At 46.5% G+C, this 23,206-nt stretch carries 21 protein-coding genes and 1 riboswitch; of the genes, 16 read left to right on the plus strand and 5 right to left on the minus strand.

Going from position 1 to position 23,206, the window contains the following annotated elements; all coding sequences use genetic code 11:
* The first annotated feature begins 282 nt into the window (after positions 1 to 282).
* The 4 genes from ASL11_RS07975 to ASL11_RS07990 are packed head-to-tail and all read left to right on the plus strand — an operon-like array spanning position 283 to position 4,705.
* Positions 283 to 1,230 carry an ABC transporter permease gene (locus tag ASL11_RS07975; protein WP_056612171.1) on the plus strand — a complete coding sequence of 316 codons (948 nt, stop codon included), beginning with the start codon at positions 283 to 285 and terminating at the stop codon, positions 1,228 to 1,230.
* Between the two features lie 14 nt (positions 1,231 to 1,244).
* Positions 1,245 to 2,147, plus strand: a complete 903-nt coding sequence (locus tag ASL11_RS07980; protein ID WP_056612174.1) for a carbohydrate ABC transporter permease — start codon at positions 1,245 to 1,247, stop codon at positions 2,145 to 2,147.
* Positions 2,148 to 2,180: 33 nt separating this feature from the next.
* Positions 2,181 to 3,821, plus strand: a complete 1,641-nt coding sequence (locus ASL11_RS07985) for an extracellular solute-binding protein (RefSeq protein ID WP_056612177.1) — start codon at positions 2,181 to 2,183, stop codon at positions 3,819 to 3,821.
* 26 nt (positions 3,822 to 3,847) lie between these two features.
* Positions 3,848 to 4,705, plus strand: coding sequence for an MBL fold metallo-hydrolase (locus ASL11_RS07990; protein WP_082595324.1), 858 nt, complete (start codon positions 3,848 to 3,850; stop codon positions 4,703 to 4,705).
* A 59-nt stretch (positions 4,706 to 4,764) separates the two neighbouring features.
* On the opposite strand, the gene ASL11_RS07995 is transcribed toward ASL11_RS07990, so the two are convergent.
* On the minus strand, positions 4,765 to 6,207 hold the full coding sequence (locus ASL11_RS07995) for an MFS transporter (RefSeq protein ID WP_063795510.1): 1,443 nt from the start codon (positions 6,205 to 6,207) through the stop codon (positions 4,765 to 4,767).
* Between the two features lie 297 nt (positions 6,208 to 6,504).
* Here ASL11_RS07995 and ASL11_RS08000 point away from each other — a divergent pair, with 297 nt between their 5' ends.
* The 5 genes from ASL11_RS08000 to ASL11_RS08020 all read left to right on the plus strand — a co-directional run bounded on the left by ASL11_RS08000 (position 6,505) and on the right by ASL11_RS08020 (position 12,329).
* Positions 6,505 to 7,128 carry a hypothetical protein gene (locus tag ASL11_RS08000; protein ID WP_056612184.1) on the plus strand — a complete coding sequence of 208 codons (624 nt, stop codon included), beginning with the start codon at positions 6,505 to 6,507 and terminating at the stop codon, positions 7,126 to 7,128.
* Between the two features lie 665 nt (positions 7,129 to 7,793).
* A riboswitch (cyclic di-AMP (ydaO/yuaA leader) is annotated at positions 7,794 to 7,945 on the plus strand.
* Positions 7,946 to 8,045: 100 nt separating this feature from the next.
* Complete coding sequence (locus tag ASL11_RS08005; protein WP_056612187.1) at positions 8,046 to 9,881, plus strand: APC family permease; 1,836 nt, start codon at positions 8,046 to 8,048, stop codon at positions 9,879 to 9,881.
* 45 nt (positions 9,882 to 9,926) lie between these two features.
* Positions 9,927 to 10,187 (plus strand): YqkE family protein, encoded by a 261-nt coding sequence (locus ASL11_RS08010; RefSeq protein WP_056612190.1) that lies wholly within the window; start codon positions 9,927 to 9,929, stop codon positions 10,185 to 10,187.
* Between the two features lie 11 nt (positions 10,188 to 10,198).
* Positions 10,199 to 11,152: a polysaccharide deacetylase family protein gene (locus ASL11_RS08015; protein WP_200962418.1), complete on the plus strand. Its 954-nt coding sequence runs from the start codon at positions 10,199 to 10,201 to the stop codon at positions 11,150 to 11,152.
* 97 nt (positions 11,153 to 11,249) lie between these two features.
* Positions 11,250 to 12,329: a polysaccharide deacetylase family protein gene (locus tag ASL11_RS08020; RefSeq protein WP_056612193.1), complete on the plus strand. Its 1,080-nt coding sequence runs from the start codon at positions 11,250 to 11,252 to the stop codon at positions 12,327 to 12,329.
* 60 nt (positions 12,330 to 12,389) lie between these two features.
* Here the strand turns inward: ASL11_RS08020 and ASL11_RS08025 are convergent, their stop codons facing one another.
* Positions 12,390 to 12,605 (minus strand): hypothetical protein, encoded by a 216-nt coding sequence (locus ASL11_RS08025; RefSeq protein ID WP_056612196.1) that lies wholly within the window; start codon positions 12,603 to 12,605, stop codon positions 12,390 to 12,392.
* Between the two features lie 150 nt (positions 12,606 to 12,755).
* On the opposite strand from ASL11_RS08025, the gene ASL11_RS08030 reads away from it, so the two are divergent.
* Positions 12,756 to 14,168 (plus strand): hypothetical protein, encoded by a 1,413-nt coding sequence (locus ASL11_RS08030; RefSeq protein WP_056612200.1) that lies wholly within the window; start codon positions 12,756 to 12,758, stop codon positions 14,166 to 14,168.
* 365 nt (positions 14,169 to 14,533) lie between these two features.
* Here the strand turns inward: ASL11_RS08030 and ASL11_RS08035 are convergent, their stop codons facing one another.
* On the minus strand, positions 14,534 to 14,905 hold the full coding sequence (locus ASL11_RS08035) for an iron chaperone (RefSeq protein WP_056612204.1): 372 nt from the start codon (positions 14,903 to 14,905) through the stop codon (positions 14,534 to 14,536).
* Positions 14,906 to 15,325: 420 nt separating this feature from the next.
* On the opposite strand from ASL11_RS08035, the gene ASL11_RS08040 reads away from it, so the two are divergent.
* From ASL11_RS08040 to ASL11_RS08050, 3 genes are all read left to right on the plus strand, one after another.
* Complete coding sequence (locus ASL11_RS08040; protein WP_056612207.1) at positions 15,326 to 16,105, plus strand: sporulation protein; 780 nt, start codon at positions 15,326 to 15,328, stop codon at positions 16,103 to 16,105.
* 189 nt (positions 16,106 to 16,294) lie between these two features.
* The gene (locus tag ASL11_RS08045) at positions 16,295 to 16,876 is read left to right on the plus strand and encodes an NUDIX hydrolase (RefSeq protein ID WP_056612210.1); all 582 of its coding nucleotides are present in this window, start codon (positions 16,295 to 16,297) and stop codon (positions 16,874 to 16,876) included.
* Positions 16,873 to 17,295, plus strand: a complete 423-nt coding sequence (locus ASL11_RS08050; protein WP_056612213.1) for a DUF1284 domain-containing protein — start codon at positions 16,873 to 16,875, stop codon at positions 17,293 to 17,295. Before ASL11_RS08045 ends, ASL11_RS08050 begins: the two co-directional genes overlap by 4 nt.
* Before the next feature lie 31 nt (positions 17,296 to 17,326).
* Here ASL11_RS08050 and ASL11_RS08055 read toward each other — a convergent pair whose 3' ends face one another.
* Together ASL11_RS08055 and ASL11_RS08060 are read right to left on the minus strand one after the other, a co-directional pair.
* Positions 17,327 to 17,974 carry an SOS response-associated peptidase gene (locus ASL11_RS08055; RefSeq protein WP_056612215.1) on the minus strand — a complete coding sequence of 216 codons (648 nt, stop codon included), beginning with the start codon at positions 17,972 to 17,974 and terminating at the stop codon, positions 17,327 to 17,329.
* Positions 17,975 to 18,104: 130 nt separating this feature from the next.
* On the minus strand, positions 18,105 to 19,217 hold the full coding sequence (locus tag ASL11_RS08060; RefSeq protein ID WP_056612218.1) for a GGDEF domain-containing protein: 1,113 nt from the start codon (positions 19,215 to 19,217) through the stop codon (positions 18,105 to 18,107).
* Between the two features lie 154 nt (positions 19,218 to 19,371).
* On the opposite strand from ASL11_RS08060, the gene ASL11_RS08065 reads away from it, so the two are divergent.
* The 3 genes from ASL11_RS08065 (at position 19,372) to ASL11_RS08075 (ending at position 23,191) form a co-directional block, all read left to right on the plus strand.
* Entirely contained in the window at positions 19,372 to 21,573 is a 2,202-nt protein-coding gene (locus ASL11_RS08065) for an ATP-binding protein (protein ID WP_056612220.1), read from the plus strand.
* A 222-nt stretch (positions 21,574 to 21,795) separates the two neighbouring features.
* Positions 21,796 to 22,374 carry a DUF4255 domain-containing protein gene (locus tag ASL11_RS08070; RefSeq protein WP_235550420.1) on the plus strand — a complete coding sequence of 193 codons (579 nt, stop codon included), beginning with the start codon at positions 21,796 to 21,798 and terminating at the stop codon, positions 22,372 to 22,374.
* Positions 22,375 to 22,387: 13 nt separating this feature from the next.
* The gene (locus tag ASL11_RS08075) at positions 22,388 to 23,191 is read left to right on the plus strand and encodes a beta-sandwich domain-containing protein (RefSeq protein WP_056612223.1); all 804 of its coding nucleotides are present in this window, start codon (positions 22,388 to 22,390) and stop codon (positions 23,189 to 23,191) included.
* Positions 23,192 to 23,206: the final 15 nt, after the last annotated feature.

The following is a 23,206-nucleotide window of genomic DNA, read 5'->3' on the forward strand; positions in this document are numbered from 1 at the left end:
ACACATCCTCTGGTCGAATAGGTCTTGATTTCTTACGAGTATATAAATTTTGCGCTATGTTATCAATTCATGGCAGGCAAAAAGCTGAAAATTGACTAGGTATTGAGAAAAATGCAGGGTGCCATTGATGCGTTAAAACCGTTTTTTGCTGCGAAAAGCCGATTATCAATTGTTGTAGGAGGTTCCGAATTTATTTATACTCGGAGCCATAGGAAATCGATTCAGGCGCCGAATCGATTCTGAGTGTCAACTTTTCTATCGTTCGACGAAGGAGGCAGCTATATGACTGCGAAGACCAAGGCTGCACATGCACCCCTACCTAGGTCTAAACCGAGAAGGTTTGGGTTGCAAAACAATTGGGATTATCTCATCTTTGTTATCCCCGTTGTCCTTTATTTTCTTATTTTCTGCTACGGACCTATGTATGGTGTACAACTGGCATTCAAACGCTTCAATCCGATCCATGGAATCATGGGCAGTCCTTGGATTGGTTTGGATAACTTTGAAAGGCTTTTCAATTCATTTCAGTTTTATCGCATTGTTAAGAACACGCTGGTTATCAATCTATTTAAAACGCTGATCAGTTTTCCTATTCCAATTATGCTTGCCCTCATGTTCAATGAGATGAGAAAAGAGAGATTGAAGAAGACGCTGCAGACGATCACTTATGCACCGTACTTCATCTCGACGGTCGTCTTTGTCGGCATTATCAATTTATTTCTCGGCGGGGAAAATGGGTACTTGAATCATTTGCTGGGGATGATCGGAATTGAATCGATTCCTTTTTTAACTAGTCCGGACTACTTTCCTGGTGTCTATATCGGTTCTGACATCTGGCGGAATAGTGGTTGGAATTCAATTATTTTTATCGCGGCGTTAGCGGCTGTAGATCCACAACTGCATGAAGCAGCGCAAATCGATGGGGCTAGTCGGTGGAAGCGGATGATTCATGTGAATCTACCGTGTATTATGCCGGTCATTGTCATTCAATTTATTTTGCTCATGGGGAAAATGATGACTCTCAGCTACGAGCGTATTCTTCTTATGCAAAATAGCTTGAACATGGAAACCTCAGAGGTTATTTCCACTTACGCTTATAAGACGGGTTTGATCAATATGGATTATGGATTCTCAACCGCTGTGGGTCTCTTTAACAATGTCATCAACATCATTTTGCTGCTTGCGGCCAACAAGATTGCCAAACGATATAGCAGCAGCAGTCTGTTCTAAAAGGAGAGGTGAACATGGAGGTCGTTTCCCACAAAATTCGAGAGTCTAACGGAGATCGGATATTTCTGGCGATTACTTATGTACTTATCGGGATTCTTGTGTTAATTGTGCTTTACCCGCTGATCTATGTCGTTAGTGCCTCATTCAGTGATCCCAAACTGGTGATTGCAGGCAAAATCGGGCTGATCCCGAGTGGATTTAACGTTGAAGCCTACCGACGGGTTTTTACGAATACGGAAATATGGATTGGTTATCGGAATACGCTGCTTTACACGACCGTAGGAACGCTAGTCAATATTTCATTGACCATGATGGGGGCCTATCCGTTGTCACGCAAAAATTTCCGATGGCGCCGCGGGCTTATGATATTCTTCACCATTACGATGTTTTTCAGCAGCGGTATGATCCCCATGTACCTGCTCGTTAAGAATTTGGGACTTTATAATTCGATGTGGGCATTAATATTGCCAACGGCGATCAGTGTATACAATATGATTGTTGCCAGGACGTTCTTGGAAACCAACATTGATGAGCAACTCTATGAATCGGCCTATATGGATGGCAGTGGCAACATCAGATCGTTTTTCTCCATCGTGCTGCCCCTGAGTGCGCCGATCATGGCTGTTCTTGTGTTATTTTATGCCGTGTATCATTGGAATTCCTATTTCGAGGCGATGATCTATTTGAAGGAACGTTCGCTGTATCCGCTGCAACTCTTCCTGCGGGAAATTCTAGTGATGAATCAGTCGGATAACGTGATGATGGATTCGATTGAGATGGATACAAGCAAATTTCTCGTTGCGGAAGGTGTCAAATATGCCGTTATTATCGTATCCAGCGGACCGATTCTTATGTTGTATCCATTCCTTCAGAAGTATTTCGTTAAAGGGATGATGATTGGTGCTCTTAAAGGTTAATGTGGTTAATAATGAAGGAGATGACTAACGAATATGAAAAGAAAATTAGTCTTACTGACAGCTGCCATGCTAATTACATCGATTCCAGTACTAAGTGCTTGCAGCGATAAAGATAAAGGGACAGAGCCCGTTGCAACCGGTGCGAATAAAACAAGTGCTAACATTACTAAGACAGGTATGCCGATTGCTAGTGAGCCAGTTCAATTAAAAGGTCTGGTCTCCAAATATGAGCTGGTCAAGGATTGGAACGAGCATAAAGGCTTGAAAAATTATGAAGCGAAATCGAATGTTGTCATAAAATGGGATACGGTACCGCAAAATGCCTTTGATGAGCGCAGAAATCTGATGTTTGCCTCCAATGATCTGCCAGACTTTGTCATGCGGGCGAATTTGTCGCCGCAATTGATTACTTCTTACGCAGCAGCGGGTCAGATTATCCCGTTGGACCCTTTGATTGATGCCGGCTATGCGCCGAATCTGGCAGCACTTATGAAAGAAAATGACGGGATTCGCAAATCGATTACTTCGGCTGACGGCCATATTTACTCGCTTCCGAATATTAGTGAAGCGGATGGACGTATTTCTTCCTCGTGGATTAATAAGAAGTGGTTGGACAAGCTTGGGCTTCAAATGCCGACAACAACGGACGAGTTTTATAAAGTGTTGAAAGCATTTAAGGAGCAGGACCCTAACGGGAATGGCAAAGCAGATGAAGTTCCGATCTCAGGGTACAAAGAGGGCAATAAGAACTACGGTGATCAATTTATTAGATCGTTCTATGGCAGCTGGGGATTCGGAGCGAATTCCGGGATCATCGCACCTTTCATGGATGTCGATAACCAGGGCAAAGTTCGTTATATCGCAACGGACAATACCTTCAAAGACATGATCACCTTCTTTAATAAGCTCTGGCAGGAAGGATTAATCGATAAAGAAATTTTATCGCAGGATATGAAGCAGGAGATTGCTAAGGTTGATGATGAGCGAGTCGGCTATGTAGCGAAAGGTAACAACAATTTGTGGATGGGCAAAAATCGGAATAATTACGTCCAGAACCCTGTCTTGAAAGGTATCGACGGTAAAGTGTATTGGACGGGCATCTCCCCGAAAGTCCGTGACTTAGGTTCATTCGTTATTACGAGCAAAAACCCGAACCCGGCAGCAACACTGCGCTGGGGAGATTATTTCCTGAGTGAAGAAGGGACGGCTCTGGCTCGACTTGGTATCGAAGGAGTTACTTATACGATCGGCAGCGATGGTTTTTATAAGTTAAAGGACGAATTTGCGAAAAATCCGAATGGACTCACAGTGGATGAGGCGCTCTCGGAATATACGATTTTCCAAGGTGGCGGCATTCCACAGCGCGTGACGCAAAAGGTTGACCAAAGTGCTGCTGTTCTACCAGAAATGATTGCGAATAAAGATGTCATTCGTCCTAACTTGGTGCCTGACGCGAAGTTGATGATTCCTACTTTTACCGAAAAAGAGAATATCGAATTAAGCTCATATGCAACGGATATCGAAGCTTATGCAGATGAGAATATTGTTAAATTTATTACTGGAGCTAAACCGCTTAGCGAATGGGATAAATATGTAAGCACGTTAAATAAAATGCAGCTTGATAAATATCTGGCGATCTATCAAGCAGCGTATGACCGCTGGAATCAGAAGTAATCAGCGTATAGTAGGAGGGATTAACGATGAGATTTTACGGCACAAGCGCAGCCGAGGGCATACCGAATCCATTCTGCTCCTGTTCTGTGTGTAACAACGCACGGGAGGTAGGAGGGACAGAGATACGCCGACGTTCGATGTTCCGAATCAATGAGCAGATGTGTATTGATTTAGGCGCGGATTCTTTTCAACAAGCGATTGAATATGGCGACTTTACCAAGCTTCGGCATGTCTTAGTGAGTCATACCCATGAAGACCATTTCAACTATATGATGATGAATGTTCGAAATATGTCGATAGAACGATTGAAGGAGCCGCTGCATTTCTACTTTACAGATCAGGCCTACGAAATCGTTGAATTCTATCGTCAAAGCCGACCGATCATGAAAGGTATGACTTCCGATTTGGAAGCGCGCGGCGTAGTGGCCTTTCATAAGCTGGCGTTTAACGAATCGGTGACCATCGCTGGCATGAAAGTAACGCCGCTACGTGGGAATCATTTGGGCAATATGGGGGAAAGCTGTGCGAACTACCTGATTCAGAACGAGGATGGTCAGAAGCTTTACTACGGCGTGGATACAGGCTGGTACTTGCCGGAAACATTCAAGGAGCTGGAGAATGCTTCCCTTGATGTGCTGATTAGTGAATGCACCTTTGGGTTGACTAGCGGCCGGGGCCTCCATCCAAACGGACATTTGGACGCCTTTAGCTGTATGGAGCTATTCCGCAAACTGTTAGCACAAGGGACGTTACATGCTAACTCTCGCATTTATCTTACGCATATTAACCACTTTACCTCTACACATGCAGATCTAGTAGGCTGGATTCAGGAACAGCAATTCCCATGCCCGATTACGGTCGCATGGGATGGCATGATCATTTAAACGGAAAGAGCGACCTCCATCATACGGAGGTCGCTCTTTTTCTATCGTGGAACGAGCATTTATTCAGCTGCGGTTGTAGGAATAGCCGATCTTCCTACCGTCTCTGTTGCTGAATGCTTCGCTATCCTCTTTTTCGCATAATTCCTGTATAAGATCGAGCTTCCTATCGTTAAAAGCGCAACCACAGCCATCCCCCAGATGAGGTTGTCAAAAGCACGTTCGAGCGGCAGTGATTTCTGCCAAACGAGTGCGCTCCCCGAGAGCGCAACGGCGAACGCGCCGCTGAAAAATTGCAGCAATTGGAACAAGCCCATGCCTGAGCCGATGCGATCTGTGGTCAATTGCCGGGAGAGCTCATTGGATACAGCGCTGGAAAGTGTCGTAAAGCTGATGCTGATCAGGATGTAGAGTGCAGCAATCCAGTAAGAGGAATAGCTTGCAGTCAGGGCAAGCCCTACGGTTGAAACTAGCATCAACCATGGTACGTAGCGGAGTAACGCCGTATTCCCATAGCGGTCAATGATGCGACCCACACGGTTGGAGACGAGCATAGCCAACAGTGCACCAGGGAAGAGTAACAGACCCGAAGTGAGTGGAGCTAAGCCGAAAACCCGCGCAAGCATCTGTGGTGCAAGGAACAAGAAGCCGAAGCTGATCATGTAGGATGACACGCCGATTGCGCTGAGCGCCATATAAGGTCTGTCGCCGAAGAGTGCAGGCAGAACGAACGGTTGGGAGGCTCGGCGAATCCGCAGAGCGAATAAGGCAATCGCAACGACGCCTGCTAGAAGTGCGATCAGACTCTTAGACGTAAGGAAGAGCAGCAACCCCGTCGTTCCAATCCCGAGCAGCAGAGCACCTATGAAATCGAACGAGCCGCTTTCTGGTTTTTCTTTTGGAAGCAGGATAAGGAAAATAGGAATAAGCAGCAGCGTTACCCCTGTAATGACGAATAGGAAATGCCATCCCAAGTACTGAACGATGGATCCGCCAGCGACGGGACCTAGTCCCAAGCCAAGTGAAGCTGCGGAAAGGATGAGCGACATGGCTCTGCCTCTACGAGACAACGGAATGTAGCGAGTGACGAAAACGATACCCAGCGAGGGAATCGCGCCTGCGCCAGATGCTTGAATCAGCCTTGTAAGCAGCAATAGTCCGAAACTGTCCGTGAACAGCCCTAGAATGGAGGCTCCGCCTAGTGAAAGCAGCGCAATGACGTAGAGCCTGCGAATAGGCACGAAGTCGGATAAGCGGCTATAGGTGATCGAGGCGATGGCGAAAATGATCGAATACCCCGTAACAATCCACGATGCCGTTGAGGGACTGAGTTCAAATTGTACGGAAATCTTGGGCAGTGCCAGATTGAACATCATCGTGTTCATGATGACAAGTACAATCGTAAAACAGAGCAACCAGGAAACAGGCGTTTCTCGTAAGCGGTTAGGCATCTCAGGTTGAGCGTGTGTTGTTCCTTGAGCTGAAGAGGTTGCGTTGTCTGACATGGTACACCTTCCGATCTAAACTATAATATATTTTGTGACAGTTTATCATGGCGGGTAGGGTGTGTCAATGAATTGAACGTGGATTAACTTCTAAGGAAAATGGCTATGCCTACTACGGTGGCTGAGCCTCAGGTTTCCCTCATATCAGATATGTTAGGAGAAAGTGTTATTTTGTTTTGCGAAGTGTTCGAGAGTTTGGTATTGTGAAGATAGTAATCATATAAAGCGTGAAGCACACGCCGCTAGCTCCTGTTTGTAGGAGTTCGCGGCGTTTTATTTTTTTAGGAGGCGGTAGACGTGTTCGAGAAGGAGTATGAGATCTATTGGAATGAGCAAATTCGACAAGCACAAGGTCAGAGACTGGACATGCTACGCAGGGATTTGACGGGAACGAAGAAACTTTTGGAGGAGGTAGTTTTGCCTGTAATGGGGACGTTTGAAGGTTTGGAACTTGAATTCGAAATGATAAGTTTGTCAGGGGTGAAGATTTATGGGGACGTATGTCATCCCAAACTGCGAATCGTATTCGAGGAAGACAGCTTCGTTACGCACGCTGAGAAAATTACAAGAGACCGCTTCTCATTCGAAAGGGCACGGGCTCGAAGTGTTGCGATGCTGGGATACACATACTTTCCGTATAGCCGAGATGAGCTTGAGAAGAAGGCGAGTTTCTRCCAAAGAAACCTGTATGAATGGATTGGCCGATTCGGCAATGCGCAGGGGGCTGGAATGCTCGAGCTACCGGTGTATGAGCGGGAGGTTTTGAGGTTTGCTTTATTATGTAATAAGCCGTTTCAATTGAAGGAAGTAAGCCAGTGGTTACAGCTTAAAAGAGAGGCATGCGGAAAAATTTTACGCAAGTTAGAAGGGAAAGGATTCGTTCTACCCATTGGGGTGAAGTTAGTCGGTGAAACCGACTAGCTCTGGCGCAGCAGTGGCAATTAGAGAGAAGTTAGACGGTGAAACCGACTAGCTCTGGCGCAGCAGTGGCAATTAGGGAGAAGTTAGTCGGTGAAACCGACTAACTCTGGCGCAGCAGTGGCAATTAGAGAGAAGTTAGTCGGTGAAACTGACTAACTCTGACGCAGCAGTGGCAATTAGAGTGAAGTTAGTCGGTGAAACCGACTATCTCACGTGCAGCAGAGTCAATTAGAGTGAAGTTAGTCGGTGAAACCGACTATCTCACGTGCAGCAGAGTCAATTAGAGAGAAGTTAGTCGGTGAAACCGACTAACTCTGGCGCAGCAGTGGCAATTAGAGTGAAGTTAGTCGGTGAAACCGACTAACTTTGGTGCGAGCCAGTGGTAAAAGGAACTCATTTCAAACACATTATCAAAGCAGTGCGCTAAAGAGAAAAACCTCTTCATCTATATGGATTGTTTGCACGAACAAGTGGAATGGTGGATTGCAACCATTCTGTTTATTCAAAATACCCCGCTTACCTACGAGAATGGAAGAAAATCAACGAATCAGGTAAATGTAAGCGAATTATTGGGTGAAACGTGAGGTCGGAGAGAGCTTTTTACGTTTTTTCCCTCCTTTACTATGTTGGTAGAAGAGAGTAGTATTCAACACGTACAAGAACAGTTGAATATTTCGCTTAATTTTCTTTTAAGAAAAGCGGGGGAACCACGAGTAACATGGGGTGAATAATGGTACGGATACCGAGTACCTTTTAGGGCAGATTTCTCGCGGCCCGAACCCGGCAGCTAACCTCGTAAGCGAACGTGAGAAAGGAGAACATGTGTTCAAAACACAAGGTCAATCCTTGTGTTTTTTTGCGTCCATTTTTCAAATGTGATGTGTGATATTCGTATTAATTGGAGGAACAAAGGCGAAATGACAAGTGATTCATTGAAAAAAATTGTGTTCGGTAAGCCGCTAAAGTCGAGTGAGATTGAGTCGGAGAAAATGCCTGTCTGGAAAGCACTCCCTATCTTGTCGTCAGATGCCTTATCATCCGTATCCTATGGGACGGAGCAAATTCTGTTAGAGCTCGCGACAGTAGGGGTTGCTGCGTTTGCCTTCTCGTTGCCGATTGCGGTTTCGATTATCGCGTTGATTCTACTTCTCGTGTTGAGCTATAGACAGGTAATCGAAGCGTACCCGATGGGCGGCGGCGCTTATATGGTGACGAAAGAAAATTTAGGTATGGTGTGGGGACGTCTTACCGGTGTCTCTCTGCTAATCGACTATACCTTAACCGTGGCCGTTTCGATATCGGCTGGTGTCCAGGCAATTACCTCGGCATTTCCATCGGCCGTACCTTACATTGTTCCGCTGACCATCTTACTAGTTTGGATTATGGTCTGGCTGAATTTGCGAGGTACATCCGAATCAGGAACGGTATTCGCGATACCAACGTACTTTTTCATTCTTTGTATCTTGTTATTAGTGGGTAAAGGTATTTTCGATTTACTGACAGGATCCATGAATACGCATGCGATCGAATTCGCACCAAGCGCAGCGACGAACTCATTAACCTTATTCGTACTTCTCAAAGCGTTCTCGTCCGGTTGTTCAGCTGTAACGGGGATCGAAGCGATCTCTGATGCCGTACCGCATTTCAGAACGCCATCTGTCAAAAATGCCCAACGAACACTTCTCTCTCTAGGCGGGCTGTTGGCCATCGTGTTCGGTGGTGTAACGCTGATTGCCTTAGGGTATGGGGTGGCACCGGATCATAACGGTCATACATCGGTTCTTTCGATGGTGACGGAGCAAGCCTTTGGCCGAGGTGTGATGTACTACGCGACGCAAATCGCGACAATGCTCATTCTGGTACTCGCTGCCAATACGAGCTTCAATGGATTCCCAATCTTGGCGTCGATCATGGCCCAAGACAAAAACTTCCCGCGCATGTTTTCCTTCCGTGGGGATCGGCTTTCGTATCACTATGGGATTATTACGCTAGGCGTTTTGGCCAGCTTGCTGTTGATTGGCTTTAAAGGTAAGACCGATGCACTTATTCCGCTTTATGCGATTGGCGTGTTCTTATCTTTTACACTTGCTCAGACGGGGCTGGTTCGTAAATGGCTCAAAGAGCGCGTATCTGGCTGGATCGGGAAGCTGATCATCAACGGTCTAGGCGGTATCGTTTCCCTAGCAGTTCTTATCATTTTCTCAGTTACCAAATTTAGCGAGGGTGCTTGGATTGTCATTATCATTACACCGGTACTCCTCTGGGTCATTACGAAAATTAGTCACCATTACGATGACGTAGCCAAACAACTGCGGATCGATATCACACAAGACCGTGTGTGTACCAAAGAGCCGATCATTATCGTACCTGTGGCTGGGATTCACAAAGCTGTAGAACAAACCCTGAATTATGCCAAATCGCTCTCGCCTAACGTCATCGCGTTCTATGTATCCTTCTCGGATGAGGATGAAGAATCGATGCAGGAGAAGTGGCAGATCTGGGATCCAGGTGTTCGACTCGTTGTGTTCAAATCACGATACAGAACGATCCTGAAGCCGCTGGCTGAATTCATTGATCGCATCGACACGCATGTGTCAGAGAAGCAGTCGATCATGGTTATTCTCCCGCAATTCATGCCGAAGAAATGGTGGCACCGTCTGCTCCATAATCAATCTGCTGCGCGGATTCGTTCGAAGCTTCAAGCCGATAAGGATATCGTTGTTGCAACAGTGCCGTATCATTTACACCAATAGAAGTGTACAATAATAGGGAGAACTTGTAGACGAGGTGACCTTATTATGGTGAAAAAGAAAGCAAAGATTACGCCAGCTGCGGCTAGCGTGCAAGATAAACCTGCAACGCTGAAGGATCTGCTGCGTCCGGAAATACTGGAAGGGCTCAAAGCCCAGGCTGACGCGATGAAAGCGGAAGAGCAAGCGAAGAAGGACGCAGAGAGAGCTAGGGTAGAGGCGGCTCGCAAGGCAGAAGAGAAACGTCTTGAGAACGATTTTGCCTATCAGCTGGAAAAAAGTAAGTTAGATTGGCGGAAGCATAAATGAGGGGGCGCACGATGTGCCTCCTTTTTTTCGTAAGTGCGATGTTAGCGCTTGCAGGATGCGAGGCGGAGCCGAGTGCTGAGGGTGTGGAAACGGCGGTTGCATCTGCACCATCTGCCGTACCACCTGCGAACACTACATTAACAACACCAGTGAGTAATCCGATCGAATCACCTGTTCCAACGTTATCCTCCCATCCATCATCCGATGGTCCAAGAGTTAAAACGGTAGATATTGAGGCGGACCCATCCTTCGCGTCCGTAGAACAATCATTGATCGCCCGTTATGCCTCTGTGAGTCCAACGAAGTGGGGAGAACGTGTCCCCGGTGTGAAAACACGCTTACATACGAAGGACAAAGTAATTGCCCTCACCTTTGATGCCTGCGGCGGGAAGGAAGGCAGTGGCTATGATGAGAAGTTAATCCAGTATTTGATTCAGGAGCAGATTCCAGCTACGTTATTCATCAATGCAAGATGGATAGCTGCGAATCCGTCTACCTTTCAAGTTCTGGCATCGAACCCTTTGTTTGAGATCGAAAATCATGGCACCGAACACCGCCCCTTATCTGTAACAGGCAAGCCAGCCTACGGTATTGCCGGTACGAAGAACGTCAAAGAAGTTATTCATGAAATGAATGATAATGCGGATCAGATAGAGAAGCTGACGGGAAAAAGGCCCCTATTTTTCCGGTCGGGTACGGCATTTTACGATGAGGTCGCAGTATCTATTGCGCATGATTTAGAATTTGAGCTAGCGGGATACTCCGTGCTTGGCGATGCGGGTGCGACGTATAACACGGAGCAAGTGTACAACGCCATATCGAAGGCTCCGAGCGGGTCCATCGTCCTCGCACACATGAATCATCCCGAGAAGGATACCGCCGAGGGTGTCATCAAAGCGATACCGCAGCTGCGTAAATTAGGCTATAACTTTGTACAGCTTGCCGCTAGGGAACTGATCGAATAATAGGAGAAAGTTATGTAATAAATAGTTTACAAGAAAGCGTTTTCATGATACTATCTTCGTAATTTATTATCATCTCATCTACGGGGTTGTTATCAGCATGAATAGACTGAATTTGCAAAATCCAACGAATTTGGCGTTTACTGTTCTTTTGTTTTCTAGCTTTTTATTTTGCCTCTATTTAGTAATACCTGCAACTTCGCCGAAGTCATTGGAGCAGACAATTAGTCCAGAACAAGTAATAAGCGAAGAACAGCGTACGCCTTCTTATGAACAGTTTGCAGAACCAGTTGTAATAAAAGAGGTAAAACAAGAGGTTAAGCTAAACGTACAGCAACTAGAACTCGAAACGCAACAACAACCGGGGCAGCGTCAAGTAAATGCGCTAGCTTTTGATCAAGCAGATTATAGTAAACAAAAGGTTCATTATACCGATAAAGTCATTGTACTGGCCTATCATCACATTGATGAAAAAGAAAACGGAATTACAATTTCCCCAAAAAGATTCAAAAGTCACCTGCAAAGGCTAAAGAAAGAAGATTACAATGTCATCTCCATGGAACATTTTCTGCATTTCATGAAGAGTGAGGCTACGGTTCCCCAAAACGCGGTTGTAATCACGTTTGATGATGGCTATGAATCCTTTTATACCCACGCGTATCCTGAATTACTTAACTTTGGTTTCCATGCTACTAAATTTATCGTTGTTGATTCTATAGATCATCCTAAGGCACCTCGTCTAACATGGGATCAGATGAGAGAAATGAAGCAGAACGGGATGAGTTTTTACTCACATACGTACGATCATCATGATAAAGTTAAGGCGGGTTCTGGGAATACACTTATGCCAATGCTAACAAATCCCATTTATTTGGAAAATGAGAAAAGAATTGAAACGGACGATGAGTATCGAAAGAGAATTAAACAGGATCTGTTAAAGGCTGAAAACCGTATTGAGGAAGAGTTAGGACCACAGTATCGTCTACTTGCCTTTCCTTTTGGTGCCTATAATGAAACGGTCATTGGGGTAGGAAAGGAAGTGGGAATTGAACTTTTCTTTACGACCAAAGAGGGGATCAATACCAAAGGAAGTAATGAGATTTATAGAATCCATGCAGGTACATCGTATATGTCAGAAGATGATTTGATGTGGCGAATGAAGTTATATCATAAAAAGTAAAGTGAAACTATAGCTGGGAGCCGCATTGAAGCGGCTTCTTTTTTGTTCGCCAACAGTATCCTATCTTTTTTTCATCTCAAAAAACTCACAAGCTGCCCGATCATAATAGGTCAAATCGCTGACGCGCGTTTGCACAACGACTGTCGTATCACTGAAACGTAGAACAACCGCATTGGAATCGACAATATGGTCATCTTTGAATATCCGAACAACACCCTGTCGGTCAATGACCTCCTGAAAATCTGAATCCGTATGTAAACGTTGATTCCTTGCCATGAATGTATGGTCCCCTTACCTCATTAAAATAGTTCTTTCTATTGTACCACAAGGTGGCAAAATGCCCGAATTTAGACGAACGCCTACGCCTAGCCGAGCATAGAATGTAGCACCAATTGCTGCTTGGGCTGAGAGGGTGTGTGGTGCAGGATGGATATTCAACTTTTACCGATTCATTGGGTTTATTTAGTGTTCATTGGTTTCATTCTTACGCTTCTTGTAAAACGTAGAGATACGACGATGATTTGTGTGGTGGGTATTTTTACACTAGGGTTGTTAGCGACGGAAACGTTAAGCGGCTCTGTATCGGGTGTGTTTAACAGCTTTATTTATGCAACCAAAGAGTTAATGGGGACGATTATGATCATCTCCATTATCGTGGCCATGAGCCGCGTCTTAATTCGCACGGGGATTAATGAAACGATGGTGGCGCCGCTGACCAAATTTCTGAGAACGCCAGCGTTAGCCTTCTGGGGTATCGGCATCATTATGATGGTGACATCCTGGTTTTTTTGGCCTTCACCTGGGGTTGCGCTAATTGGTGCTGTGCTGTTGCCCGTCGCTGTTCGCGTTGGCTTGCCGGCACTCGGTGCCGCGATGGCGATGAACCTCTTCGGACATGGGATTGCGCTATCGGGGGATTACATTATTCAAGGGGCTCCCAAGTTGACAGCGGATGCAGCTGGTTTGCCAGTTGCTTCTGTCATGGAAGCGAGCATTCCGCTCGTCATTGTGATGGGACTTGTTACGACGATTACAGCTTTTTGGCTGATGCGGCGCGATATGAAGAACGGCAAATGGCGCAGCGGGCTCGTCGATAGCCGTTTAGAGGAAAGCGGCGGGCTTGTTCCTGTTGACGAAGAAAGCAAATTGCTGATCGGAGAGCGCTTAAAGCGGACGCTAGCTATCGCAATTCCTGTGCTGTTCGCTCTAGATGTTATTGCGATGTTCGTCTTGAATTTGCAAGGCGGTGATGCAACCGCTCTCGTGGGTGGTACCGCGGTGTTTATCTTAATCGCAGTCACATTGATCGCTCACCGAAATGCGGGCGTGGAGAAGATCACTTCCTATTTAATAGAAGGCTTTGTGTTCGGCTTCAAAGTTTTCGGACCTGTCATTCCGATTGCAGCCTTCTTCTATCTAGGTGACTCCGCGATTACGGATCTTTTCGGCAAAATATTGCCAGAAGGTTCACATGGTATCGTGAACGACCTAGGCGTGGCACTCGCAGGTGTCGTGCCGCTCAATGGAGCCATTGGTGCCGTGACGTTAACCGTCGTCGGCGCAATTACTGGCCTCGATGGTTCCGGCTTCTCGGGTATTTCCTTGGCGGGTTCCATCGCGCAGCTGTTCGCGACCGCTATTGGCTCCGGCGCAGCGGTGCTGACCGCGCTCGGGCAAGTAGCCGCCATATGGGTCGGCGGCGGTACCTTGATCCCGTGGGCGCTCATTCCAGCCGCAGCGATCTGCGGTGTGAGTCCGTTCGAGCTCGCGCGACGGAATCTGAAGCCCGTGCTCATCGGCTTAGCGGTGACAACGATCGTGGCGATGTTTTTGGTTTAGGTAGCGGGCGGAGAAGGAACCGCACGAAAGGGAAGGGCCCGAAGCCATGTATGTGGCGGAGGGCTCTTTTTTTACAAAAAACCTCAGGCCCAAAGGCTCTAAATCACCCTAGCTCGCGTCGTGCATACAGCTGTGATACATGAGAAGTGCAATAATACAACCCTTTATACCGATTTAATCTCTCAATCTAAAATGCGTGCAAAAAGGCAACAATTTCCACCTACATTTGGCAAAATAGCATCTTTCGCACCAAAAGGTTGCCTTTTCGCATCAATTCGTCTTTACTCCACCGTTTGCCCGAAAAAAGATGCCTATTCGCATCTTTGACCATAGCTAAGCTGGCACTTAGTAAATGTAGAATGATACTATTTCCGCCAAAAAGTTGAACACTCTGCCTTATCCGCCACATTAAACGCAATCATTTTCTCAAGTAATGAATAATCAACCGGACTATTCCACTTGATACGCACCAACTCCTTTGTGTGATCGTAGCCAGCTTGTACAATATCATCCGCGAACTGAAGAATGCCTGCCTTTTCAGGGGCAATTGCCAAATGAGGTTTGGCTACGCTAAACCCAATAATAAATGTGCCGTGGTCGGTAAACATAGGCTGATTCCATGCGATTTTTGGCTCTAAATTCGGGAACTTCTCAGATACCCAAGTCAAAACTTCTTCCGTTCGATCCCGATGTTGTGGGTTATCGATACGTCCTAAAAACTCTGCAAAAACCTCCATGGTATTCCCTCCTAAATTGACATACATATTCCTATTATTAAGCCCAAAATCGTTCAAATCATCATTGATTTCTTCATTACCTCAATAACTTTAGATTAGCACTTGAACCTTACGTTTCGTAATGTTTTATACTGCAGTTATCGGAAATTCTTAAGCATACTCATTTTGGAGGGATTAGACAAAGTATATGCCGTTCCAGGTGCCGAACAAACGATGGATCGTCTTGAGGAGCAGCTGGCAAGTATGACAAAGGAATAGATGTCATTAGGATACCACAAAACGGAATTACAAGCCCCTAGTCACGAGGCAGTTGAAAAGGATGAATTCTCCAGTTGCAACCATTTTTGTCTTAAACATATGAAACCACTTGGGCCTCAAATCGTATCATGAGTATATGAATGACAAGGAGGAAATTTACACATGTCCATGTTCAAACGCATGCTTGCGAGCGTTGGGATCGGCGCGGCCCAAGTAGATCTCATGCTCCATCAAGATACGGTGAATGCCGGGGAAATGATTAGTGGCGTCGTCCGGATTCAAGGGGGGCGTGTTGATCAGCAAATCAGTGATGTGTACGCCTTCGTTATGACGCGTTACCTGAAGGAGCAGAACGATACAAAGACACTAATAGAAGCTCCTGTGGCTAAGTTCCAGCTTACTGGGGAACTTACCGTCCAAGCAGAGCAGGTCTATGAGTTCCCGGTCTCATTCCAGCTGCCAAACAATACGCCAGCAACTTTAGGAAGAACCCCTGTATGGATACAAACAGGACTAGATATTAAAGAAGCGATTGATCCGAAGGATCAAGATCAGCTTCAAGTAAGACCACATCCATATTCCGAGGTTGTGCTGGAGGCTGTCAATGAACTCGGATTCCGACTCCGTGAGGTGACATGTGAATATGCGCCAGCTATTGGTAGAGAAATTGGATTGCCTTTCGTTCAAGAATTCGAATTCGTACCCACCATGCAATTCCGAGGCCAACTGGATGAATTGGAAATAATCTTTTTTCCGGACGAGGATGGCGTCGACTTGCTGCTGCAGATCGATCGCAAAGCGCGCGGGTTAGCTGGCATATTTGCGGAAGCGACGGGTACGGATGAAAAGTTGGTAAGGGTACGATTTGACCGCAATCAACTAGATTCTGGCGCTAGCTATGTTGCTGATGAACTGGCTGAATTGATTCGCAGGTACTTATAAGATTTTTTGAGATCATAATAGTCGTAGCGCTTAGAAGCCTTTCCCGTTGTGGAGAGGCTTCTTTCCCACTTATTTTTCTCGGCCAAAGGACCGGTAAACCCATTAAAATAGGGTTGCCTATTGTCCATCTTTCGCAGTATCCTTGCATATAGATGATTAGACGATGAAAGACCAAGGGAGCTGAGACAGATGGAAGTCAAATTTTGCAGTAGCTGCGGAGCTGCCATGGAAACGCGTGATGTGGATGGAACGGAGAGACGGGCCTGCACAGCGCCAGAATGTAGTTTTGTTCATTGGGGCAACTACAGCATCGGTGTCGGAGCACTTGTGATGAAGGATGAGAAAATATTACTTGTGCGCAGAGCGCAAGAACCAGGGAAAGGCCGCTGGACAAACCCTGGTGGCTATATTGAGCAGCATGAATTGATTCAAGATACGATTGTGCGAGAAGTTATGGAAGAATCAGGCGTCGAAGCATCCGTCTCACGATTGGTTGCTGTGCGCGATCTACCGAGAAGCATACATAACGTGTACATCGCCTTCGAAATGTCCTACATTAGCGGAACCCCTCAGCCAGATGGCGTTGAGGTAGATGCGGCAGGCTTTTATAGCCTAGAAGAAATGGCTTCTATGCCAGTGGCAGATTTCACGAAGTGGCTCATTGATGTTGCCTTGCATTCCAAAGGGGACGGTCTTATTGAGGATAAAGAACCTGCCATTCCGATGGCTGGATATGGATTGTACCGTGTGCCCAAGGTTAATAACGTATGATCGAACTTCGCGGACATCACTTGCTCTGTTTGTTAGGCTACCGAGGCATGGGGTATTCCCCAGCATTTTGTGAGAATATGACGACGGTCTATGAGCAGCTGCGCACAGAGCCTGAGACGATGATTCGCGTTGTGCTCGGACCTGATGATCTGTGCGCTGCGTTTCCGCAGGATCAAGTTGCACATTGCGAGAATCGGACGGTGTACCATCGGGATGCCGAGATTGTTGCCAAGCTCGGCTTGGAGGTGGGGATAGAGCGGACTTGGTCTACCATTTGCGGTCAAGTTGCCCTTGAAGTAAAGCCGACAGATATTAGCAATCTCTGTGCGACATGCCGTTGGGAGCCTTACGGCGTTTGTGCAGATGGCGTTCGTATCATAGCGGAAGGCGGCGCATTGCCGCCTGTTCCGAAGAAATAAAAGGACTTGCGCGAAAGCGCAAGTCCTTTTTTCATACGAAAATACTGACATCGGAGCCTATTTCCAGCTTCTCAGCTGGGGAAGAGAGAATGTTTGCGACCATCCGCATCTCATCGATGGGATGTAGATAAGATCTTAACTGGCGACTATCCTTCTGGTCAGGCTGCAGCCACTTCTCCATCTGTTCCTCATCAAGAATAGCCGGCATGCTTGCGTGGTAAGGCGAGACAACGGAGTTGGATTCCGTCATAAGCATCATGCACGTGCGAAGTTCCTCTCCCCCTGAAGGGGCTTGCCAAATGTCGTACAGCCCAGCAATGCCGAACGTGCCGCTCCGCATTTTGAAACGAATCCACTCCGTCTCCTTACCTTCCGTTCGCCCCACGTAGAAACTGCTGCAGGGGATGACACAACGTTGTTTTTTGACGATGCGCTCGAACACGATATTGGAGAAAATGGAATTGCGATCACCGCATACAGCATCCTTCGCCCAGAAAGGCATCAAACCCCAGCGGAATTCATCTAATATACGTTCTCCCTTGCGATTGATCATCACGGCAGATACAGATTCAGTTGGGCGCACCTCATACCGATTGGAACTGTAGGATAAGAGCCGATCGACGCGGAATTGCTTCATAACTTCGTGAACATCAGCCAGAACAGCTATTGAATGACACATGATTATCACCTCATTTTGATTTTGGTTAGTGTTTTCCTAAAGCAACCAATTCATGTATGAGGCTTAACACTTTTTTCCACGACAGCTCAAATGAAAAAAACCAGCAGCACTTCGCTCCTGGTTGTGAAGGTTATTCGGCTATGGGTACTTGAATATCGGAAGCATGTACATGTATGCGGTTCTTGCCGTTGCGTTTGGCCGTGTACAGGCATTCGTCGACAAGCTGGAACCATGCCTTTTTCATCGTATTCCGATTATAAGTCGCGAGTCCAATACTCATCGTCAGCTTCTGATCAGGCATTTCAGGGATGACCGTGTCGCGTATCGATTCCATAATTTCTTCGCAAATGGCTAGCACATCTTGATGCGATTTCCCAACGAACAATACGGCAAACTCCTCGCCGCCATAGCGAAAGGACATATCATCTGGACCAAGTACTTCTTTAAGAATGGAGCCAATTGTTTTGAGAACAACATCGCCAACCCAATGTCCATAATTATCATTAATGAGTTTGAAATTATCGATGTCCATCAAGGCAAGTACTAAGGGTGTATCATGTGGCATATGTGAAATGAGGTGGTCCGTATGCTCTTGAAAAGAACGGTGATTAAACAACTCGGTAAGCGCATCAACCTTGGAAAGACGATCAATCATGACGTTACGAATCAGCAGATCTTGTTCGCGTATGACGGAGTGCTTAAGCTTGGCGAGCAGGTCGAGTCCACGGCTCATAACGGCAAAACAAAGAATGAAAGTTGACGTCAAAATGGTAAGCGAGGCGATAACTTCGTAAGGGTTCGTTGTTTGTCCTTGTAAGACCTGTATAGACAATAGAATGAGTAAACAAGTAACACCTAGACTGTAGGCGAAGATCACATATTTTTTATGAAAATAAACCGAGGCTAATAAAATTGGCATGCAAAGAAGCTCAAAACTACTTGTCATTTCAGGAATACAAAGGATGAATATACTAACCATAGTCATAGTCCATATGATCATGATAAACTCACTATAGTTCTTCAAATAGTGCATCGACAAATAGCCTAAACCCATAAGAAGAAGCTGTAATATCGTAGGGAAAAGCTGAAAACGCATAAAGCTATTAAACCAATTCGACGGCTGCTCATTAATTTCAAAGCTTAGAGCAATCGTAGCAGCTACTTCATAAATGATGAGGATCCACCATAACGTTAGAATGAGCTTTCGATTCCAAGTTGGATCATGTGCTGGAAATTGTTCCATCAGAAGGTGGCCACTTTCCTTTCAGGGCAGTAGGTGTCGAAATGATTTGTGCCTTATCCTGATATTGTAAAGAATAACCCCCTCTTTAGGCAAGCTATTAATGAAGTTAATCGATTCGTTTTGAAAAAAAAATATATAGTCATTGGGGAGGCCTATGACAGCTCTAGGATATGTGCATGCATGGGAACATTATAAGGATGAGCTTCAACTGCTAGATAAGAAGCTAGAGCTTCTCTATAAGCGACGTCAAAAGCTTACACCTGATCCGCAAACGGATTCGTTCCGCGGAATGTTTGTGTCGGAGGATGAATTTATTCGTCTTATTGGCGGGTTTGGCAGTGAAGAAGAGATGGATGAGGACGAGCAAGACGTACTCAGTGTGATAGAGCAGCTAGAGAGAGCCATTGTAAGTCGCCTTGCAGAAAGCCGCAAGGGAGGCACATTTCTGCCGTTAGCCTATTTATCCACCGTCTTCGGCTTCTCATCTGTCGAAGAACGCATCCTCATGCTGGGGCTTGCCGTGGAAATAGATCGGAAATATGAGCGGATTTTTGGCTTTCTATTGGACGATTTAACTAGCAAAACGCCAAATATTAGCTTAGCGTTACAAATTGCTTGTACAACTCCGGAGGACATGAGGGCTGCGCGTACGACCTTTATGGCACCTGACGGCCGATTGGCTCGTTATGTGCTGCACCCAGATACATTGATCGTCAGTGGTCAGACGCTGTTATCTAGACCCCTGCAGCTGGATAAACGGATTGTGACCTTCCTGCTGGATTCAGGCGAGCTAGATCCGAAACTCAAGCCTGCTGTTGAGATCATCTACCCGGATGATGAGATTTCACCCTTGCTTGTGCAAGAAGATTTCCAGCAGCGATTGCGCGGATTCATTACGGACATGTATCAAGCGCTAGCAGCTGAACGCAAACGGCTTGCCTTCCATCTCTGGGGGAATGCTGGTTCTGGCAAAAAGCTGCAGGTGAAGCATCTCAGCCGCTCCTTCCATAAGCCGCTGTTGTTGGTAGATCTTGCTGATGTGCAGCTGCATGCGGCGAGCTTTGATGATCAGATTAGCGTTATTATACGCGAAGCGATTCTTCACCAAGCCATCCTGTGTTTCACACGGCTGGAGGTGCTTTACCCCGCAGAGCCAGACTTGGCTGCGCAGCAGCGGCTCGGGCGGTTCCATGAGCTGCTCGACGGCTATGGCGGTATGATCTTTCTCTTAGCCGGGCGATTCAATCGGCTAAGCTGGAAGCCCAAGGAGCGCCTGCTCCTTGAGCATGAACTTACCGTGCCTGACGAAGGCGGGCGCGAGCGCCTTTGGCAGGCATTTGCGCAGGAGATTGGCGCCAGCGCGGATGTGGACTATCGGGTGATGAGCGGGAAATTCCGCTTCACCCCGGGGCAAATACGCCGTGCGCTCTCGCTGGCGCGCGGGTACTCGACCTGGCAGGATGCAGCTGCCGGGGCTGGTACTTCGGGCGCGCTGCGCAGCGACGCGCTGTATAAGGCGTGCTACCAGCAGGTGCAGCACAAGCTGGAGCGCAAAGCGACGCGCATTGAGCCTCGCTATGGGTTTGGGGATGTGATCCTCCCACCCGAGCAGAAGGATCAGCTCCGTAACGCGTGTAACCAAGTGAAGTATCGCGGCGTCGTGTACAACGATTGGGGCTTCGAGAAGAAGCTAGCCTACGGCAAAGGGCTCAGCATGCTCTTCGCCGGTCCGCCGGGTACCGGGAAGACGATGTCGGCACAGGTCGTAGCCGGCGACCTGCAGCTTGAGTTGTATAAGGTTGACCTCTCGCAGGTGATCAGCAAATACATCGGTGAAACCGAGAAGAATTTGCACGAAATCTTCGAAGAAGCGCAGTTGAGCAACGCGGTGCTGTTCTTCGATGAGACGGATGCGCTTTTCGGTAAACGTTCCGAAGTGAAGGATTCACACGATAAGTACGCGAATATTGAAACCGCGTATCTACTTCAAAAAATGGAGGAGTACCAAGGTATCACGGTGCTCGCTACCAATCTATTAAATAATATTGATGAGGCCTTTCTGAGGCGGATCAATTATGTCATAAAATTTCCGTTTCCGGATAGTGAATATCGGGAGAAAATTTGGCAGTCGATGTTTCCGCCAGCTGCGCCGCTTAGCCATGATGTTGATTTCAAATATCTTGCACAGCGATACGAGATTGCGGGAGGGAACATTAAGAACGTCGTTCTCTCTTCTGCGTTTTTGGCAGCGGAAGCGGGTGAATCCATCCGAATGCAGCATATTATCAAATCAATCCGGCATGAGTTGCAGAAATCGGGTAAAATCCTCGCTCGACAGGAATGGGAAGATTACTAGAACTGTAGGCAAAGGACGATCTTACAATTTTGTGAGATTGTCCTTTGTCAGTTCTATACGCCGATTTTCAGCCAAATATCGCCATTTTCCGGGATGAAAACATAAATAAATACGAGAATCCTATAGTCAACCTGACGGTTTACATTTATAATAGAAAAAGATACACAATGTGACATATTAAGCATCTTTTTTACAAGATTTATAGGTATTTAGAGGCAGGAAGTGACACTCATAGGCAATTATTCTGTCATCGCTGATGTAAGTGCATCTTTAGTCAAGCTACTTAGAGAAAACATGACCCCAGATCCTATTCCGCAACCAGAAATGATTGGTCTCGCATCACCTGTAGATAAAGGGGATTTCTATCTTTCACTCTATCTATATAATGTTCGTGAGAGCGGCAATAATCGCCAAACCCATATGATTGCTAGAGGGACGAACGAGATTCAGTTTCCTCCTATGGTTGTCGATTTAAGTTACATAGTTACGGTACAATCGCCAGCTGAGCTTTCTTCGAGAGCATTGGATGAGCATCGAATTCTAGGCAGAGCGATGCAAGTATTCTACGATCATTCCATCCTTCGAGGTTCGATGACAGTGGGCACATTAGCTGAGCAAGATGAAGAAGTCCGTATTATCATGGATCCTTTCAAAGGTGAGAGCCTCATGAATATGTGGAATTTCTCAGACACCCCTTACAGACTCTCAGTTGCTTATACGGTGGGGCCTGTACATATTGACTCAACGCGCATCAGAACAACAAAAAGGGTTTCGGAAACCGATTTTCGTATTCAAGGTTAGGAGGATTCCACCCGTGGATCAGATTCGAATATCACAATTGAGATCCCGCGTTTCCCTGGTTGTGTGTGTGATTGACGCACTCACCTCTCAAGCTCCTCTTGGCAACACGACCACAGTTCACCTGGAAGGCACCCGTTCGAAAGCAATTCGTAAATCGAATGGTTCCTATATATTCAACGATTTATCCCCCGGCGAATACCGTCTATCGGTACATAGCGAGTATTATTTTCAAGAACAAACCAACATCACAGTTAACGCACATAATTTTATCGAAGTTGTTCAAATGAAACCGTTACCTTCGTACCCTTTTTCCCAAGGGGCAGGACTGATTCGCTTCATGCTTCAGAACGCAGCTGGCTCTCCAATTCGCGATGCTCACTTACAGTCGACCGTGCTGACGGAGGACTGCGCACGCGCGCGTGTAATGGTTGATCAAGCCGACAAAGGTGCTAGTGAAATGACATTAGGTTCATTTACAGGAGGCATTGTAGTAGGTGATGTGTACCTGCTGCGAGGTAGAGGTTCCCAACCAGATGAAGAGGTCATCCGCATTTCCGAAGTGCTTGAGCACCAGAAACGGTTTCGACTCGCGAATCCATTGACGAAATCGTATACGCGTGGTGCTATGCTGCTTCCCGTTCAAGAAACTCGTAGTACGGAACGTGGAGAGGTTGTGATTGCTTTTCGAGGTAATCGGGTCCCGACGTTTCATACCGAGTTGGTTATCACGTATGGGACGGATAGCGAGCATAAGATCAAGGATCTCGCAGTAGCAGAAGGAACCACCACTAACCTTGGCACGATACAACTCGCATAACCCTAATTAGTAGAA

Source organism: Paenibacillus sp. Soil750 (genome assembly GCF_001428045.1).
GTDB lineage: Bacteria > Bacillota > Bacilli > Paenibacillales > NBRC-103111 > Paenibacillus_E > Paenibacillus_E allorhizoplanae.